The organism is Staphylococcus nepalensis (assembly GCF_014635045.1).
GTDB lineage: Bacteria > Bacillota > Bacilli > Staphylococcales > Staphylococcaceae > Staphylococcus > Staphylococcus nepalensis.
Map to the genome: position 1 here is coordinate 138,735 of NZ_BMCF01000006.1, position 16,553 is coordinate 155,287.

The 16,553-nt window shown below is 32.1% G+C and carries 19 protein-coding genes and 1 riboswitch; of the genes, 6 read left to right on the top strand and 13 right to left on the bottom strand.

Features of this window, described 5'->3' with window-relative positions; genetic code table 11:
- Positions 1–110: 110 nt before the first annotated feature.
- From sufU to sufC, 4 genes are all read right to left on the bottom strand, one after another.
- A complete protein-coding gene (gene sufU / locus IEU88_RS09900) occupies positions 111–560 on the bottom strand; it encodes a Fe-S cluster assembly sulfur transfer protein SufU (protein ID WP_096810601.1) in 450 nt (149 codons plus the stop codon).
- Positions 550–1,788: a cysteine desulfurase gene (locus IEU88_RS09905; RefSeq protein WP_242692894.1), complete on the bottom strand. Its 1,239-nt coding sequence runs from the start codon at positions 1,786–1,788 to the stop codon at positions 550–552. The genes sufU and IEU88_RS09905 overlap by 11 nt, the downstream gene beginning before the upstream one ends.
- 173 nt (positions 1,789–1,961) lie before the next feature.
- Complete coding sequence (gene sufD / locus IEU88_RS09910) at positions 1,962–3,269, bottom strand: Fe-S cluster assembly protein SufD (protein ID WP_096810603.1); 1,308 nt, start codon at positions 3,267–3,269, stop codon at positions 1,962–1,964.
- A 98-nt stretch (positions 3,270–3,367) separates the two neighbouring features.
- Positions 3,368–4,129: a Fe-S cluster assembly ATPase SufC gene (sufC, locus tag IEU88_RS09915; RefSeq protein WP_096810604.1), complete on the bottom strand. Its 762-nt coding sequence runs from the start codon at positions 4,127–4,129 to the stop codon at positions 3,368–3,370.
- 366 nt (positions 4,130–4,495) lie between these two features.
- Here sufC and popT point away from each other — a divergent pair, with 366 nt between their 5' ends.
- Both popT and IEU88_RS09925 read left to right on the top strand, forming a co-directional pair.
- Positions 4,496–5,347 carry a polyprenyl-phosphate transporter PopT gene (gene popT / locus IEU88_RS09920; protein WP_107644244.1) on the top strand — a complete coding sequence of 284 codons (852 nt, stop codon included), beginning with the start codon at positions 4,496–4,498 and terminating at the stop codon, positions 5,345–5,347.
- Between the two features lie 372 nt (positions 5,348–5,719).
- Positions 5,720–6,748 (top strand): hemolysin family protein, encoded by a 1,029-nt coding sequence (locus tag IEU88_RS09925; protein ID WP_096810606.1) that lies wholly within the window; start codon positions 5,720–5,722, stop codon positions 6,746–6,748.
- A 704-nt stretch (positions 6,749–7,452) separates the two neighbouring features.
- On the opposite strand, the gene IEU88_RS09930 is transcribed toward IEU88_RS09925, so the two are convergent.
- From IEU88_RS09930 to IEU88_RS09960, 7 genes are all read right to left on the bottom strand, one after another.
- A complete protein-coding gene (locus IEU88_RS09930; protein ID WP_096810607.1) occupies positions 7,453–8,268 on the bottom strand; it encodes a MetQ/NlpA family ABC transporter substrate-binding protein in 816 nt (271 codons plus the stop codon).
- Positions 8,269–8,287: 19 nt separating this feature from the next.
- Complete coding sequence (locus IEU88_RS09935) at positions 8,288–8,983, bottom strand: methionine ABC transporter permease (RefSeq protein WP_096810608.1); 696 nt, start codon at positions 8,981–8,983, stop codon at positions 8,288–8,290.
- A complete protein-coding gene (locus IEU88_RS09940) occupies positions 8,976–10,001 on the bottom strand; it encodes a methionine ABC transporter ATP-binding protein (RefSeq protein ID WP_096810609.1) in 1,026 nt (341 codons plus the stop codon). The genes IEU88_RS09935 and IEU88_RS09940 overlap by 8 nt, the downstream gene beginning before the upstream one ends.
- A gap of 83 nt (positions 10,002–10,084) precedes the next feature.
- Positions 10,085–10,190, bottom strand: a riboswitch (SAM riboswitch).
- A gap of 53 nt (positions 10,191–10,243) precedes the next feature.
- Entirely contained in the window at positions 10,244–10,543 is a 300-nt protein-coding gene (locus tag IEU88_RS09945; RefSeq protein WP_103373565.1) for a thioredoxin family protein, read from the bottom strand.
- Positions 10,540–10,932 (bottom strand): toprim domain-containing protein, encoded by a 393-nt coding sequence (locus IEU88_RS09950; RefSeq protein WP_096823905.1) that lies wholly within the window; start codon positions 10,930–10,932, stop codon positions 10,540–10,542. Before IEU88_RS09950 ends, IEU88_RS09945 begins: the two co-directional genes overlap by 4 nt.
- A gap of 280 nt (positions 10,933–11,212) precedes the next feature.
- Positions 11,213–11,593 (bottom strand): glycine cleavage system protein GcvH, encoded by a 381-nt coding sequence (gene gcvH / locus IEU88_RS09955; RefSeq protein ID WP_096810612.1) that lies wholly within the window; start codon positions 11,591–11,593, stop codon positions 11,213–11,215.
- 180 nt (positions 11,594–11,773) lie between these two features.
- A complete protein-coding gene (locus tag IEU88_RS09960; RefSeq protein WP_096810613.1) occupies positions 11,774–12,127 on the bottom strand; it encodes an arsenate reductase family protein in 354 nt (117 codons plus the stop codon).
- A gap of 142 nt (positions 12,128–12,269) precedes the next feature.
- On the opposite strand from IEU88_RS09960, the gene IEU88_RS09965 reads away from it, so the two are divergent.
- Positions 12,270–12,590 (top strand): thioredoxin family protein, encoded by a 321-nt coding sequence (locus tag IEU88_RS09965; protein WP_096810614.1) that lies wholly within the window; start codon positions 12,270–12,272, stop codon positions 12,588–12,590.
- Between the two features lie 256 nt (positions 12,591–12,846).
- On the opposite strand, the gene IEU88_RS09970 is transcribed toward IEU88_RS09965, so the two are convergent.
- Positions 12,847–13,392, bottom strand: coding sequence for a nitroreductase family protein (locus IEU88_RS09970; RefSeq protein WP_103373566.1), 546 nt, complete (start codon positions 13,390–13,392; stop codon positions 12,847–12,849).
- A 66-nt stretch (positions 13,393–13,458) separates the two neighbouring features.
- The gene (gene aroD / locus IEU88_RS09975; RefSeq protein WP_103373567.1) at positions 13,459–14,178 is read right to left on the bottom strand and encodes a type I 3-dehydroquinate dehydratase; all 720 of its coding nucleotides are present in this window, start codon (positions 14,176–14,178) and stop codon (positions 13,459–13,461) included.
- Positions 14,179–14,353: 175 nt separating this feature from the next.
- On the opposite strand from aroD, the gene IEU88_RS09980 reads away from it, so the two are divergent.
- The 3 genes from IEU88_RS09980 to IEU88_RS09990 all read left to right on the top strand — a co-directional run bounded on the left by IEU88_RS09980 (position 14,354) and on the right by IEU88_RS09990 (position 16,254).
- On the top strand, positions 14,354–14,779 hold the full coding sequence (locus tag IEU88_RS09980) for an organic hydroperoxide resistance protein (RefSeq protein WP_096810617.1): 426 nt from the start codon (positions 14,354–14,356) through the stop codon (positions 14,777–14,779).
- Positions 14,780–15,254: 475 nt separating this feature from the next.
- The gene (locus IEU88_RS09985; protein ID WP_096810618.1) at positions 15,255–15,791 is read left to right on the top strand and encodes a GNAT family N-acetyltransferase; all 537 of its coding nucleotides are present in this window, start codon (positions 15,255–15,257) and stop codon (positions 15,789–15,791) included.
- 196 nt (positions 15,792–15,987) lie between these two features.
- Positions 15,988–16,254 (top strand): hypothetical protein, encoded by a 267-nt coding sequence (locus IEU88_RS09990; RefSeq protein WP_096810619.1) that lies wholly within the window; start codon positions 15,988–15,990, stop codon positions 16,252–16,254.
- Positions 16,255–16,553: the final 299 nt, after the last annotated feature.

Sequence of the window (16,553 nt, forward strand, 5' to 3'; positions counted from 1 at the left end):
GACTCACGTTCAAGGCAAACTCGTTTATACTTTAATCATGTTCAATCATAATCTTGTTGTTATATCTAGTGTGAATGGAAATTTACACAATGTCAACGTATCAAGATCGATTAATCTTCTGTGTTGCCTTCTTTTTCAACTGTGCCTTTTTCTAAAGCTTTCCATGCCAAAGTAGCACACTTAATTCTAGCTGGGAATTGAGAAACGCCTTGCAACGCCTCAATATCTCCCATTTCTTCGCTAATTTCATAATCTTCGCCGAGCATCATTTTAGTGAATTCTTGACTCATTTGCATTGCTTCAGCCAAGGAATGCCCTTTAACAGCTTCTGTCATCATTGAAGCACTAGACATTGAAATTGAACAACCTTCACCATCAAATTTCGCATCTTTAATGAAGCCATCTTCTATATCAAACGTAAGATGGATACGATCCCCACAAGTCGGATTGTTCATATCAACTGTCATAGCACCACTATCTAAATTTCCTTTGTTTCTCGGATTTTTATAATGATCCATAATTACTGAACGATACAACTGATTTAAATTATTAAAATTCATATGAGAAAAACTCCTTCGTTTGCTTCAAGGACTCAACTAACTGATCAATATCTTCTTTAGTATTATAAATGTAGAAACTAGCACGTGCAGTTGATGATTGATTTAACCATCTCATCAGTGGTTGTGCACAATGATGGCCTGCTCTAACTGCTACACCTTCAGTATCTACTGCAGTTGCAACATCATGCGCATGAACATCAGTCATGTTGAAAGTAATAACACCTGCGCGTCTATCTTTAGGCGGGCCGTATATTTCAACACCCTCAATTTCAGACATTTTATCGTAAGCATACGCCGTCAATTCATGTTCATGTGCTTGTATCGCATCAAAGCCTAAATTTTGAATATAGCGAATCGCTTCTGCTAAGCCTATTGCTTGAGCAATTAACGGTGTACCTGCCTCAAACTTAGTTGGCAAATCTGCCCATGAAGCATCATATTTTTCAACGAAATCTATCATATCTCCGCCAAATTCTACTGGTTCCATCTCATTCAGCAGTGCGCGTTTGCCATACAATACGCCAATGCCGGTAGGCCCTAACATTTTATGGCCACTAAAACTATAAAAATCAACATCTAGTGATTGCATATCTAAATCTATGTGTGGCGCACCTTGCGCACCATCCACGCTAATGATTGCTCCGTGTTCATGCGCTATTTCAGCGATTGCCTTAATATCGTTAATTGTACCAAGCACATTTGACACATGCGTAATTGCTACTATTTTAGTATTATCATTGATTGTCGCTTTTACATCTTCAATTGCTAGTTCACCATCTTCAGTTAATGGAATGAATTTCAAAGATGCCTGCTTACGTTTAGCTAATTGTTGCCATGGAACAATATTAGCATGGTGTTCCATTTCAGTGACTACAATTTCATCACCTTCATTAATATTTGCATCTCCATAGCTACGTGCGATCATATTAATTGAGGCGGTTGTACCGCGTGTGAAAATGATTTCTTCAAAATATTTAGCATTGATGAAACGTCTCACTGTTTCACGTGCATTTTCATAACCATCTGTTGCTAGTGATCCAAGCGTATGCACACCACGGTGGACATTAGAGTTGTAACGTTTATAGTAATCATCTATAACGTCAATCACTTGAATTGGTGTTTGACTGGTTGCAGTTGTATCTAAATAAGCAAGGCGATTATTATTAACTTCTTGGTTAAGGATAGGGAAGTCTTTTATAATTTCGTTAACATTTAGTGATTCGGTCAAATTATTCACAGACCTTTCTTATTTAAAAATCAATAATGAAACCATAGCAAATACTAAGAAAATAACAGTACGTCTCAAATTAAGTCAGTACATGTAACACGTCATTTGTATTAATGACCGATCATGTTCTCTTAATGTGCGTTTGCTGTGGTTTCGATCCTATTTAACATTCATTATTTATTAACTTTTAATTCAATTACTTCACGCAATTTACGTTGAACATCTTCAATTGGTAATTCTCTTACAACAGGGTCTAAGAAACCATGGATAACTAAACGTTCGGCTTCTTGACGTGAAATACCACGACTCATTAGGTAGTATAGTTGCTCTGGATCCACACGGCCTACTGAGGCAGCATGACCTGCTTCCACATCATCTTCATCGATTAGTAGAATTGGGTTAGCATCTCCGCGGGCTTTTTCAGATAACATAAGCACACGTGATTCTTGGTTAGCCATTGATTTAGTACCACCATGTTTGATGTAACCAATACCGTTAAATACCGTTTGTGCACCTTCCAACATGACACCATGTTTTAAGATATAACCATTTGTTTCTTTGCCGTACTGAACAATTTTAGAAGTTAAGTTAATTTTTTGTGAGCCAGTACCAATAACTACTGATTTTAATTCACTTTCAGAACGGTCACCAATTAAATTAGTTGTATTATCAATAACTTGGCTACCTTCATTCATTAAACCTAACGCCCAATTAATTGTTGCATCTGCTTCAGTAACGCCACGACGGATGATATGGCCAGTAAAGCCTTTATCTAAATAATCCACTGAACCATATGTGATTTTTGAATTAGCGCCAGCAGTAACTTCTGAAACAATATTAAGTTGGTTACCTTCTCCACTAGCAATTGATAAATAGTTTTCTACATAAGTCACTTCAGCACTTTCTTCTGCAGCAATGATAACATGGTTAAATAAACTTGTATTTTCATCATCGTGTAATACTACGTATTGTATTGGATGTTCAACTACTACATTTTTAGGTACATATACAAATACGCCACCATTTAAGAGTGCAGTGTGTAATGCAGTTAATCTATGTTCATCAACTGTCACAGTTTCATTCATAAAATATGCTTTTACTAAATCTGGATGATTTACTAAAGCTTCTGATAGCCCTTCGACAATAACACCGTCATTTTGAGCTGAATCCGAAACTTTTGTAAAAGCTAATGTATTATTATGTTGAATAATTAAATTCTCAGTGTTTTCAACATCAATAATCTCTCTAACTTCATGTGGTAATTCCTCTAATGATTCATAAATATTACCTGTTGTTTCATGTTGTTTAAACGAATCGAAATCCCATCTAGTAATTTTTGTTTTATCTGGTTTTGGCATTTCTAAAGTTTCAGTTAATTTCAACGCTTCTTTACGTAATTCAGTTAGCCAAGAAGGTTCGTTATGGGCTTGTGAATATTCAACAAGTTGCGCTTCAGAAATGTTTAAAGTTTCAGTCGTCATACTTTTTTCCTCCCATTTGATGATTGTATGATTTAATTCATTGGTATAAATCAAAACCTAACTATTCATCTATATTAATGTTTTATATGAATTTAGACTTATTCTGCCGCGTTAAACTCTTCTTTAACCCATTCATAACCTTCTTCTTCAAGACGTTTTGCTAATTCAGGGCCACCTGAAGTCACAATTTTACCGCCATACATAACGTGTACGTGATCTGGTGTAATGTAATTTAATAGACGTTGATAGTGAGTAATAATTAATGAACCAAATGTTTCTCCACGCATTTGGTTAATACCTTTTGATACAACTTTTAATGCATCAATATCAAGCCCAGAGTCAATTTCGTCTAAGATAGCAAATTTTGGTTCTAACATCATTAACTGAAGAATTTCATTACGTTTTTTCTCCCCGCCTGAGAAACCTTCATTTAAATAACGTTGCGCCATATCTTGATCAATATCTAAAAAGTCCATTTCTTTATCTAACTTTTTAATAAATTGCATTAAGTTAATTTCTTCGCCTTCTTCACGTTTTGCATTAATAGCAGAACGCATAAAGTCAGCATTCGTTACGCCAGTAATTTCTGATGGATATTGCATAGCTAGGAAAAGGCCTGCTTTTGCACGATCGTCAACGTCTAATTCTAAAACGTTAACACCATCTAAAAGTACTTCGCCTTGTGTTACTTCAAAACTTGGATGTCCCATAATTGCAGATGAAAGCGTTGATTTACCTGTACCGTTAGGTCCCATTACTGCATGTATTTCTCCTGTGTTAATTGTTAAATTAACACCTTTAAGAATCTCTTTATCTTCAATAGACACATGTAGGTCTTTAATTTCTAATGTTGATGGCATACATATTCCCTCCGTATTATATGATATGTTTTTCCTATCTAGTTTATAATAATTTTAATCTACAGTCAAAAGACTGATCCCTTGTTACATCATCTAATTATAACGTAATTGTCTTGGAATATAAACCTTTTCAAGTGCTAAATTAAAATTGTTATCAAAACACAATTATTTTTGATAACGCTATTATATATCGATTAACTGATAATATAAGATATGATGTTCTCAACTCAATTTTACGTCAACAATGATATTTTTCTCAAAGTGTATTCTATAATCATTAATTCGTCTTTACTTTTGTTTTTAATATAGTTCTACGTAAAATTATGCTATTATTTTTATTATATTTTAGATAGAAAGGGTTTTGATATGTCACAGTTTAAATGGTCAAATCTTTGGAAAGGATTTGCGATGGGTACTACTGATTTAGTGCCTGGTGTTAGTGGCGGTACAATCGCTTTATTGCTAGGTATCTATGATGATTTTATACAATCTGTTAGTGGGATATTTTCAAAAAGAATTTGGAAAAGTTTACAATTTCTGATTCCAATCGGCCTTGGTATGGTAATCGCCATAGGTTTATTGAGTAAAGTAATTAACTATCTCTTAAGTGAACACACAGTACCGACGATGTTCTTTTTTGTAGGATTAATCGCAGGTATTATCCCCTATTTACTTAAAACCGCAAGAGTCAAAGAAACATTTAATATATCCCATTACTTAATTATGTTACTAGGCATTGTCATTATTGTAGTTATTACCTTATTAAACAATGGAGATAAACACGCAGGAGAAACGCTTGAATTATCAACTGGTCTTATTATTAAATATTTTATTGCAGGTGTTTGTGCTTCTAGTGCTATGTTACTCCCTGGGATTTCAGGTTCCTTTATGCTATTAGTGTTTGGCGTTTATGGTACCGTGATGTTTTCAATTTCAGAATTTATGTCTTTAAACTTCAACGCTATACCTATTCTATTAACAGTAGGCTTGGGTATTATTTTTGGTTTCTTATTTTCAAGTAAACTGATTCAATATCTCTTAAATTATTATACTTACTTAACTTATGCGCTTATTATTGGCTTTGTAGTCGGATCGCTTTATGCTGTTTTCCCTGGTTTGCCAAGCGGTGCCGTTACATGGGGTGTTTCTATTATTTTGGTTGTGTTAGGCTACCTCATAAGCTATAGGTTGGGACGTATTACAAGCGACGATTTTTAATCAACCTACGTTATTGATTGATTAAATTCTTTTGTAATAATCATGACAATTTGATTATTTCTATTTATATAAATACTTATAAAAAAGGATGGTTAAATTCAAAATGTTCAATACAAACATTTCTGAAAACGAGCTATCCTTTTTTGTATATTAAGTAATGACCGTTCATTTAAGTGTTATTATAGATTGTTTTAAGCGCGTGTAATAATTTAATCCCCCATTTTTAAATGTAACTATTTTATTAAATGGACAAAACATTATTAATCTTAAATTTCACACCTTTTTAGTGGCAATACCTTTACACTTTATATATAATTTTACTTCAACCCTTTTTTGGGTTAAATTCAAAATAACGGAGGAATTAATTAATTTTTGGGAACCTTTTTTAGTTTACTTACTTTTATTATTTTACTAGCACTAACAGCTTTCTTTGTGGCTACAGAATTTGCCATTGTTAAAGTGCGCACATCCCGGATTCATTCTTTAGCAAACAACAATAACAAAAATGCCATAGCTGCACAAAAAGTTGTTACACATTTAGATGAATACCTAGCAGCTTGTCAATTAGGGATTACAATTACGGCCTTAGGTATCGGGATGGTCGGTGAATCAACATTTGAATTTCTGCTGCACCCACTTTTTAGTAGTATTGGACTTTCTGAAACAATGATTCATATATTAACTTTAATAAGCGCTTTTGTGATAGCTACGTATTTACATGTGGTTATAGGAGAAATGGCTCCAAAAACGATAGCGCTACAAAAAGCAGAAAACATTACACTTATGATAGCCAAACCAATTATTATGTTTTATAAATTATTTTATCCTTTTATCTATATTCTTAACGGGTCAGCTAGGTTCGTATTAAAACTATTTGGCATGCAGCCTTCAAAAGAAAGCGAGTTATATCATTCAGAAGAAGAATTGAAAATGCTAATTAAAGAAAGTCATGAAGGTGGCGAAATTTCAGAAAATGAATTAACACATATTAATCGTGCTTTTGCATTTGATGAAATGCTTATCAAAGATGGTTATATCCCATGGGAAAAAATGGCTGTAATCAATGTTGAAAGTGACGTCAATGAAATTAAATCATATGTTCAATCAGCTTCCTATTCCAGATTCCCAGTTTATGAAAATACAAAAAATAATATTATCGGATATATTCATGCTAAAGATTTGTTAACTAACAATTTAGGCTCACTTTTAGAAATAACAAGCCATATTTTAAAATTTAACCACAATAGCAAATATCATGATGTATTAGAACAAATGAAAGCTAATCAAATCCACATAGCACTCATTTTAGATGATAAGCAACGTACTATAGGGATGATTACGATGGAAAACATTCTTGAAAATATTGTTGGTGATATTAAAGATGAATACGATAAAATTTAAATGTTTAAAGAACGTGCCCATTTTTTTAATATCTAAAGTTTAAAGTAAAACCAACAAAAATAAAGCCCGGATTGGTAATGACTTGTCTCTATAATCACTTAAGTGATTTAAATTCAAATCCATACCCTATCCGAGCTTTTTTACATTCATATAAATACATCGATCGCGTAATGATGTATGAATAAATTTATATTGACATATCTCATACTGTTGTGAGATATGAGGATTTCAAAGTTCTCCCTATTGCTGTTTGGATGAATTTAATCACAATAAATAAGTGCAATTAATACTTTGTTGTATTTACACTTTAAAGCAACTCATTCAAACATGTAATTAATTTTACGTCATATAGTTGGACGTTTCAAATAAATACTTTCATTTTATATAGTGCATAACTATAAATCTCAAGACTATTTACATTATAGAAAAGAGTTTGTTTTAGCATTCTACCCAAGTTTCAATCTATCTCTTGTTTGTCTCCTATCATTTTGATTGCCGGAGACATTAACTTCTTAAAATATACTATTTTATAACTACCTACTTCAAATCAATATCAATTGATATCTAAACACATACATACTGCCTTACAATAATCAAAAATAGAGCCGTAGCTTTATATATAAATTGAAAATAAATACATCTTTTTTCGCAAACAAAGACCCCCTTTAGCCATTACAGCTAAAGAGGGAATAAAACGCTTGATATTATTTTGCTGGTACAACAGCACCATCATATTTTTCATTAATGTAATCTTTGATTTCTTTAGATTGTAGTGCTTCCATTAAAGCTTTGATTTTTTTATCATCTTTATGACCTTCCTTAACACCAATCAAATTAGCGTAAGGATTATCTTTTGCTTTTTCTAACACAATTGAATCATCTTTAGGACTTAATTTTTGATCAATTGCAAAGTTTGAATTAATAATGACTGCATCAGCGTCTTCATTTTGATAAATTTTAGGTAAGTACTCTGCTGATTGTTTATTATTAAATTTGATATCTTTTTTATTTTCTACAATATCGTCAAATTTAGCATCTTCTGTTTTAACACCATCTTTAATTTTAATTAATCCGGCATCAGAGAAGAATTTTAAGAAACGGCCCTCTTCAGCTGGATTATTTGAAACGTACACAGTGGCACCTTTTGGCAAATCTTTTAAATCCTTATATTTCTTGGAATAAACAGCCATTGGCTCTAAATGAACGTTACCAGCAGATTCAATTTTATATCCTTTATCTTTCTTTTCAGTGTCCAAATAAGGTGTGTGCTGGAAGAAGTTAGCATCTAACTCACCTTTATCCAATAATTTATTTGGCGTCGTATAATCGTTAATTGTTTTGATTTTTAAGTCATAACCTTTATCTTCTAAGATGGGTTTAGCTTGTTCTAAAAGTTCAGCATGTGGTGCAGGAGAAGCACCAACCGTTATTGTTTTATCATCGCCTCCGCCTCCATTACCACAAGCTGCTAATACTAATGTGAGTGCTAATACTAATGCTAAACTAAATAATTTCTTCATATAAATGCCCCCTTTAAACTTAGCGTTTATCTATTTTGTTAGTCATTTTATCTCCAATAAATTGGATGATAAATACTATAATTAGAATTAAAATTGTCGAAACAAAAATGACATCATTTTGATTTCTTGTAAATCCGGTTAAGTAAGCTAAATTACCTAAACCACCAGCCCCAATGACGCCAGCTACTGCAGTAGAACCTACTAAAGCAATAGCAGTCACAGTAATACCAGAAATTAATGCTGGCATCGCTTCTGGTAAAAGTACTTTTCTAACTACTGTCCAAGTTGTGGCTCCCATTGACCAAGCTGCTTCAATAACACCTTTATCAATTTCTTTAAAAGCAATTTCTACTAATCTTGCATAGAAAGGTGCAGCACTGATAATTAATGCTGGTAAAGCACCTGTTGGGCCACTAATAGTTCCTAATAGTAAACTTGTAAATGGTATCAATAATAAAATTAAGATAATAAATGGTATCGCTCTGAATAAATTAACAATGAATGATACAACACTGTAAAAAATTCTAGCTACAGGTGATTTACTTTTAGCAGACAAGAATAAAAGAACGCCTAGTATCAAACCTAAAACAAATGCAAACACTGTAGCTATCAGTGTCATATAAATCGTTTCATATGTAGCTATCCAAACTTCATCCCAACTTACATTAGGCATTGTAATCATTTCCTGTAGAATCTCGCTAAATGAATTACCCATGCTTTAACACCTCCACAGAAACATGTTGCGCCTCTAAATCATTTTTGAACTTTTCAAATTTTTCAGAATCTACGTCTAATAAATGTAAAACTAAAAAGCCTAGTGAACCATCTTTGGTATGTTTAATATTTGCTTCAAGTATATTGACATCAATATTATGTGTCTTTGTTATGTATGACACGATAGGCTCAGTCGTATTATTTCCAGTAAAGTTCAAACGTACTACTGATGAGCTTTCATCCATATCAACTAATTCAAACAGTGATTCATCAAATTCATCATTTAAGTCTTCTTTAACAAACCGTTTTGTTACTTCATGTTGAGGGTTTTCAAAGACAGTCGAAACTTGACCTTGCTCAATGACACGGCCGTTTTCCATCACTGCCACTTCATCACATATACGTCTTATCACTTGCATTTCATGGGTAATAATAACAATTGTTAAATTTCTTTCTTCTTTAATTTTTAATAATAATTCTAAAATCTCATCAGTTGTTTGAGGATCTAATGCACTTGTAGCTTCATCACAAAGTAAAACATTAGGTTCATTTGCTAAAGCGCGGGCGATACCTACACGTTGCTTCTGTCCACCTGACAATTCTGAGGGATAGGCATTTTCTCTACCTTTTAGTCCTACAAGCTCTACTAACTCCAATGCACGTCGTTTCGCTTCACTACGCGATACGCCTGCGATTTCTAATGGAAAAGTAATATTATTCAAAACGTTACGTGACCACAATAGATTAAAATGTTGAAAAATCATACTCACTTTTTGACGTTTTTTTCTTAATTCTGATTTCGATAATTTCCCAATTGTATCTCCACCAATTACAACGTCACCTGAAGTCGGTTGTTCAAGGTTGTTTAAAAGTCTAATCAAAGTACTTTTACCTGCGCCCGAAAAGCCAACTACACCGAAAATTGAGCCTGATTGAATACTTAAATCAACATGATCTACAGCTAACACATCGTGTTTTTTCGTTTTATATCTTTTAACGATTTGATTTAATTCAATCATTGTTGTTGCCTCCTTGTATTGCTCATTCAATTAAAAAAATGCTTTCTCTTATTGTCGAAGAATAGAGAAAGCATAACCCGCTTCTCTCATCTTCTAAAGTTTGATAACTTTATGTGAATTGGCACCATTTCTATTAAAGACGGTTGCCGGGCTTCGTAGGGCACATCCCTCCACCTCTCGTGATAAGAGTTCATTATTTAATTATCCATAATCCTACCATTGCACTATAGTTTCGTCAATGATTATTTTAAATTTTCTAACAAATAAGGAACCGATTGAAACGCATAAATCCTTTTTTGTTCTTCCCCTTTAGACATAAGCATAAGAATAGGAACTGATTGTATTTCATATGCTTGACTAAAGTCAGGATGCAAATTTAAATCTAACTTAGTAATTGGTAATTCTAACATTTCATTAGCAATATCTAACATTCGTTCTGACACCTTACATGTGCCACATGTCGGTGTGTAACCAAATATAAGATATTTATCTTTATCTACGTGTTCTTGTACATCAACACGTGGTTCACGCTTTACATTCATGTTAATAAACTAACCCTTTCAGCAATATAATCTAACTTTGCTTTCGCAACTTTTTCTTCATCTTTAACTAAAAATCCATGTTTTGCTAACACTTTGGATAAATATGGCTTAGGACATCTCGCAACCTCACCGTATTGTTTATCTATGTGAATATGTTTACTTTCACTTAAATATTTTTTAAACCATTTACGTATCTTTTCACCTTCATTATCTGCGTCTGCAAGAATATAGACTTGCTTATCATATAATGATTCGATCATCTCATCTAACTTATCAACACTCATTGTGCCGTTAGTACAAATGATTTCGATTGGCTGATCAATAACTTGCTTTACCCGTTTTTTGTCTGATTTTCCTTCGACAATAATAACTTGGTTTAGTATCGTCATGACATCCACCCTCTAATGTGATAGTAAATTCATTTATATTTAGTTCTACACCCTATTTAGCTAGCATAAACATTCATAATCGTTTCTTACATTATCTTATTATTGAACCTTTCATTTGTCATCTTATACGTTCTATAGCAATCCAAATAACTTGTAGCCACTTTTTAAATAAATACATCAAAATAAATGGATTGTTTTGAATAATAAATAATAATTTTTTCTGAATTTGGGTAAAATAAAAACTCCATGATAAGAGATATCGTGGAGTTTAATCGCAATGTTATTCACCAATCATTTCTGAATATTGATCAGCTGACATTAATTCGTCTAATTGACTTTCATCATTTAATTCGACTTTAACCATCCATGCTTTTTCGTATGGTGATTCATTAACAAATTCAGGACTATCTTCTAATTCATCATTTGTTTCTACAACTTTACCTGAAACAGGTGCATAAAGTTCAGAAACTGTTTTAACTGATTCAACACTACCGAAAGATTCGCCCTCCTCGATATCATCATCAGTTTCAGGTAATTCAACGAATACGATATCTCCTAATTCACTTTGTGCATATTCAGTAATACCAATAGTTACTGTATTTCCTTCAATTTTTACCCATTCGTGTTCTTTAGAATATTTTAATTCACTTGGTACTGCCACGAGAATCCCCTCCTAAATGTTTTTACATATTAATGATGCCATATGAAAGGCTTACAATCAACTATTTAATCGCTTTTATAAGGCAACTCGTATTTTTTATCGCAGTAAATAAAACAATCTCAATAAATGTTCATCTATTTTTTAAATAGCATAAAATTATATTTTAAGAATAATATGTGTTTATATCCAAGTTGCTTTATATTGATCTTCTTTAAAGCCTACAGTTGCTTTGTTCCCTAATACAGCTAAGGGTCTTTTTACTAACATACCGTTAGAAGATAATAAATCTAATTTTTCCTCATCAGATAGATCTTTAAGTTTATCTTTAAGACCTAATTCTCGATATTTGGCACCGTGTGTATTAAAAAGTTTGTTGATATCAATGCCAGTAGCATCAATAATTTCTTTAAACTCTTTTTTAGTAGGTGTATGCTGCACAATATCAATGGGTTCATAACTGACCCCATATTCTTGTAAAAATTTGGCAGCTTTTTTACAAGTCGTACAATTAGGATACTGGTAAAATTTTATCATTATTCTGTACCTCCTATGTATAGTTAACACTAATATAACAAAATTATGACAAAAACGCTCTAATTATTAAGCTGATTTTTTTAATAACAGGAAATTGTCCGTTATAATGTTATTATTAATATCTTTATAAAGGAGCATAATTATGGAACCAATTAGTACTAACGACCAATTTAAAACTACGATACAAAGTGACAACCCAGTCATTGTTAAATTCGAAGCGGGATGGTGCCCGGATTGTAGAGCAATGGACATGTGGATTGATCCAATTGTAGAAAAATACAACAATTATAACTGGTATACAGTAAACCGTGATGAATTAGAAGATGCTGCTGCAGATAACGATGTTATGGGCATCCCTAGCCTTTTAGTTTTCAAAAATGGGGAAAAATTAGCGCACTTACATTCAGCTAATGCTAAATCGCCAGAACAAGTTGAATCATTCTTAGCTGAAACTTTTGAATAAGCAATGATTTAAGGCGATGTCAGATTTAGATTCCCATCAATTAATAGATTAAACTTATCATTTAAGATAAGTAACTAAATACTTAACGCTAGCACCGTAAACTCGATATTGTTTTAGTCATACTTAATAGGACAGCATAAATTAGCAACTTCTACTTTATGTTGTCTTATTTTTTGTATAAAAATAAAGGAGCAGAACAGAAACCAAGTTTTTCTGTCTGCCCCGTGGTAAACACATAGTTTATTGATTAGTCAGTTTAAAATGTTTCAATGGTTTGGCTCTGTTGACGTTCTCTATGTGGCATTTTTTCTAAATCTTTAAGATCAGTTAAATATAATAGACCTACCAATTGCTCATCATCTTGTACACCGAAAATGCTGCGTATTTCAGGATTGAATATATATGCTGGTGTCTTCCAGCAAGTGCCTATGCCAGCTTCATATAGTAATAACATTAGGTTTTGTGCAAATGCACCAAAAGCCATATGGTTCTCTAAATTTTCTTTTTGTCTTGGGTCTTCTTTCACGATTAAAGCAAGCATTCCACCGAGATTTGTTGCCACTTTATAATGGTCTTCTTGCTTTTTCTTTATATTGGGGAAAGCAATCTCAGTTAATTGTTTACTCATATCTCCCAATCTATTTTTAGCGATATGAACCACTCTCCATGGTGCTCTCAAACCATGATTTGGTGCATCTGTAGCACGTTGTATTGCTTCATATAGAGCATGATCATCTATATTCATATCTCTTCTAAATGCTTTTATACTTCTACGTTGTGCTATAGCATCTTGTAGTTCCATCTGATATCGTCCTTTCATTATTGATAACTATTTTCAATTATAATCTACGAACGATTCGTTTTCAAACTACTCGTACATTTTTAATTGACACTTCAACGTTTCAACATGAATTTGTCCAGGCGCTTTTGGTTGGTCTAAACAACCATATGACACCGCGCCACCAAATAAGCCTTGCGCTGTTCTTGATATCATACCTAATTTGGACATTGCAATGCCGATGACTTGTTGTGGCACTGAGTCTACTGTTTCCGATAAAGTTGACAACAGGTTCAACACATCTTGCTTGCCATGTGGCATAACCGCTACTTTTAAATAATCTGGATTCATTTGATGCATTTTATAATACAAATGTTTTAGTGATTCCAATGAAGGTGTTTTTTGAAAATCGTGATAAGACAATATACTTTCAACGTCATTTTTACGCGCCAAATCGATTAAGTTACGCATATATTGAAGTTTTTGATTTTTTTCAAATTCAACATCTATCATATCCACATGGTCTAAAATTATAATTTCTTTTAATAATGCTACATACGCATCTAATGATAAATCTCCTTTGCCTCCTTGTGATTGTTTACGATAAGTAACTAGGATTTTTTTATTTAAATTTAAATTATATAATTTATCTATAACTTTAGCTATCTGTTTTACGTTTGGTGTAAGCCATTGATCAATTCTCACTTCTATAATATCGAAAGATGCTTGATATTTAATTAAATCATTGATGATACATTGTGGTATATCATTTTCAGGTTCTATTGTTACCGCAATTTTGACTTCAGACATTTAAAAACTTCCTTTTTTAGTGATAATTAAAATTATTGTATAACAATACTCAGTAGTAACACAATCTTAAGCATGGTTCGTTTAAATAAATCACACAAATCATTTTGATTTATATATGATTTAAATTTTATTTTACGGGTATAACCTATATAGAAGTAATTTAGGAGGTAATATAATGGCAGTAAACTATGAAACAAAAGCAACTAATACAGGTGGCCGTAACGGTCACGTTCAAACAGATGATAAAGCAATTGATGTAGCAGTTATTCCTCCAGCACAAGCTGATGCTGAAAAAGGAACAAACCCTGAACAGTTATTCGCAGCAGGTTATGCGTCATGCTTTAATGGGGCATTTGATTTAATTCTCAAACAAAATAAGGTGAGAGATGCTGAACCTGAAGTCACTTTAACAGTTCGTTTAGAAGACGATCCAAATGCAGAAAGCCCTCAATTAAGCGTATCTATTGATGCGAAAGTCAAAAACGTATTATCTCAAGAAGATGCTGAAAAATACTTACAGGATGCACATGAATTCTGTCCATACTCAAAAGCAACTCGTGGCAACATTGACGTAGATTTAAACGTACAAGTTGTTGAATAAAAATAATTATATCCCCCAAATTCTGTTGAGAATTTGGGGGTTTTTATTTATTTAAGATTGCAAAATGCTTAAGTCATGATGTCTTTTGAATTCTTCGCTTTCTAATTTACAAATCGTCTTCATCTTTATAATTAATACAAATATAGATCATCAATACAACAAAAGAAATCAGGATAAGCAATACTAGAGAAACAATAATAGTTATTAAAGCCCCCACTTACCATGCCTCCACTCAAAATGTATAACTCACTATATTATACCATATTTATCATATGCATTTCTTTTTATTAAAAATAAAATTAATTACAATTATATTCTTAATGATCATACATTTTTTAGTTTATAAATTAAAAATGAAGTAATATCTTAGAAAAATATTAAATATAGTGTTGCTCAATTATTCTTTTTCCCTTAATATTATATTTAATATAGCAGGAAAATTTATAAAAAAAGTATACTTTTTAGGAGGCTTTCAATGTCAAACATACGTTATTTATCAATCGATGACTTAGTAGACTATAAAAAATTATTATTACATGGCATTCATGAAGACCTCGATGTATTTGCTTGGAAATTGCAAAATGAGCGGTGCTTAGCTGAGCTAAATATAGAAAAATTACTTACTTCTGACCCAAACGATAAAGTGGTCATTGGTGCTTTCCAAGAAAGCATATTAATTGGCTCTGTCACACTTATATTTAACCAAACTTATAGTTTGGCACATAAAGCAGTTATTGAAAATATGTGTGTAATGGGTGATAGTCATGCATTCAGAGAACAAATTGCTAATCAATTAATGAAATACGTTTTCCAAATTTGTAATGATAAAAATATTGAAATTTTAATGACTTCTCTTATTTCTAACAATATTAGTGGAAAAGTATTTTTAAGTAACTTGAATTTTGAAGTGCTTGCTCTTGAAAAGTATGCTAGAAAATATGGTGAAGATTACGTCGATGAGCATTGGTTAAGTTATTATTTCAACGGTGAAGAGATGAGATTGTTTGATTAAAACTATACTTAATTCTTCTGGTTGTTACAGTTATGATTGCCTCTCTTTTTGTATCATTTATTTAATTAGTAACAGTAAATATAAGTCTGTAGTTAAAAATCACTTGCAATTAAATTGCTAAGCAAATATTATTTTATTAAGTTATTTTTTATCACATTGTGCTTATAAAAGTTTATCTTAGAGAGGGCTGAACAATTTGAAATATACTACAACTTTATTATCTCTGTTCTTGTCATTAGTTACATTACTGACTCCATTATTAGCCGTTAATAAAGTTTTAGAAGGAGAATTACAATTATTAGCTGCTATCCTATTCATTTTAGGTGTGTTTTTAATTAATTTATACGCATGTTTACGTGGCGACCGTATTGCTAATATCTTTGCTATGTTGGTAACTTTATTTTCTTTTGTGCTATTAAGTTATCCATATTGGAAAGTATACGTATTCAATTTTTTCTCATGAAAAATCTAATGATACATAGCGACTTTAGACCAAAAAACAGTTAATTACTATATATTTTAGTAATTAGCTGTTTTTAGTTTTACAAAATTTTAAAATGTAAAAAGTAAGTTAATTACAAAAGGGGGTTAAAAATCAAAGATATAGAAAATGTTATATCTTATGCAATTACAGTTGTTTTTTATGGGTTTATGCACTGAAATCATGATTGCTGTCAATTCCTTTGAGTCGCTTATTAATACGACAATATTTTTCAGATTTACCGTTTTATTTTATTTGGAGTTGGGTAAAACTTACCGTTG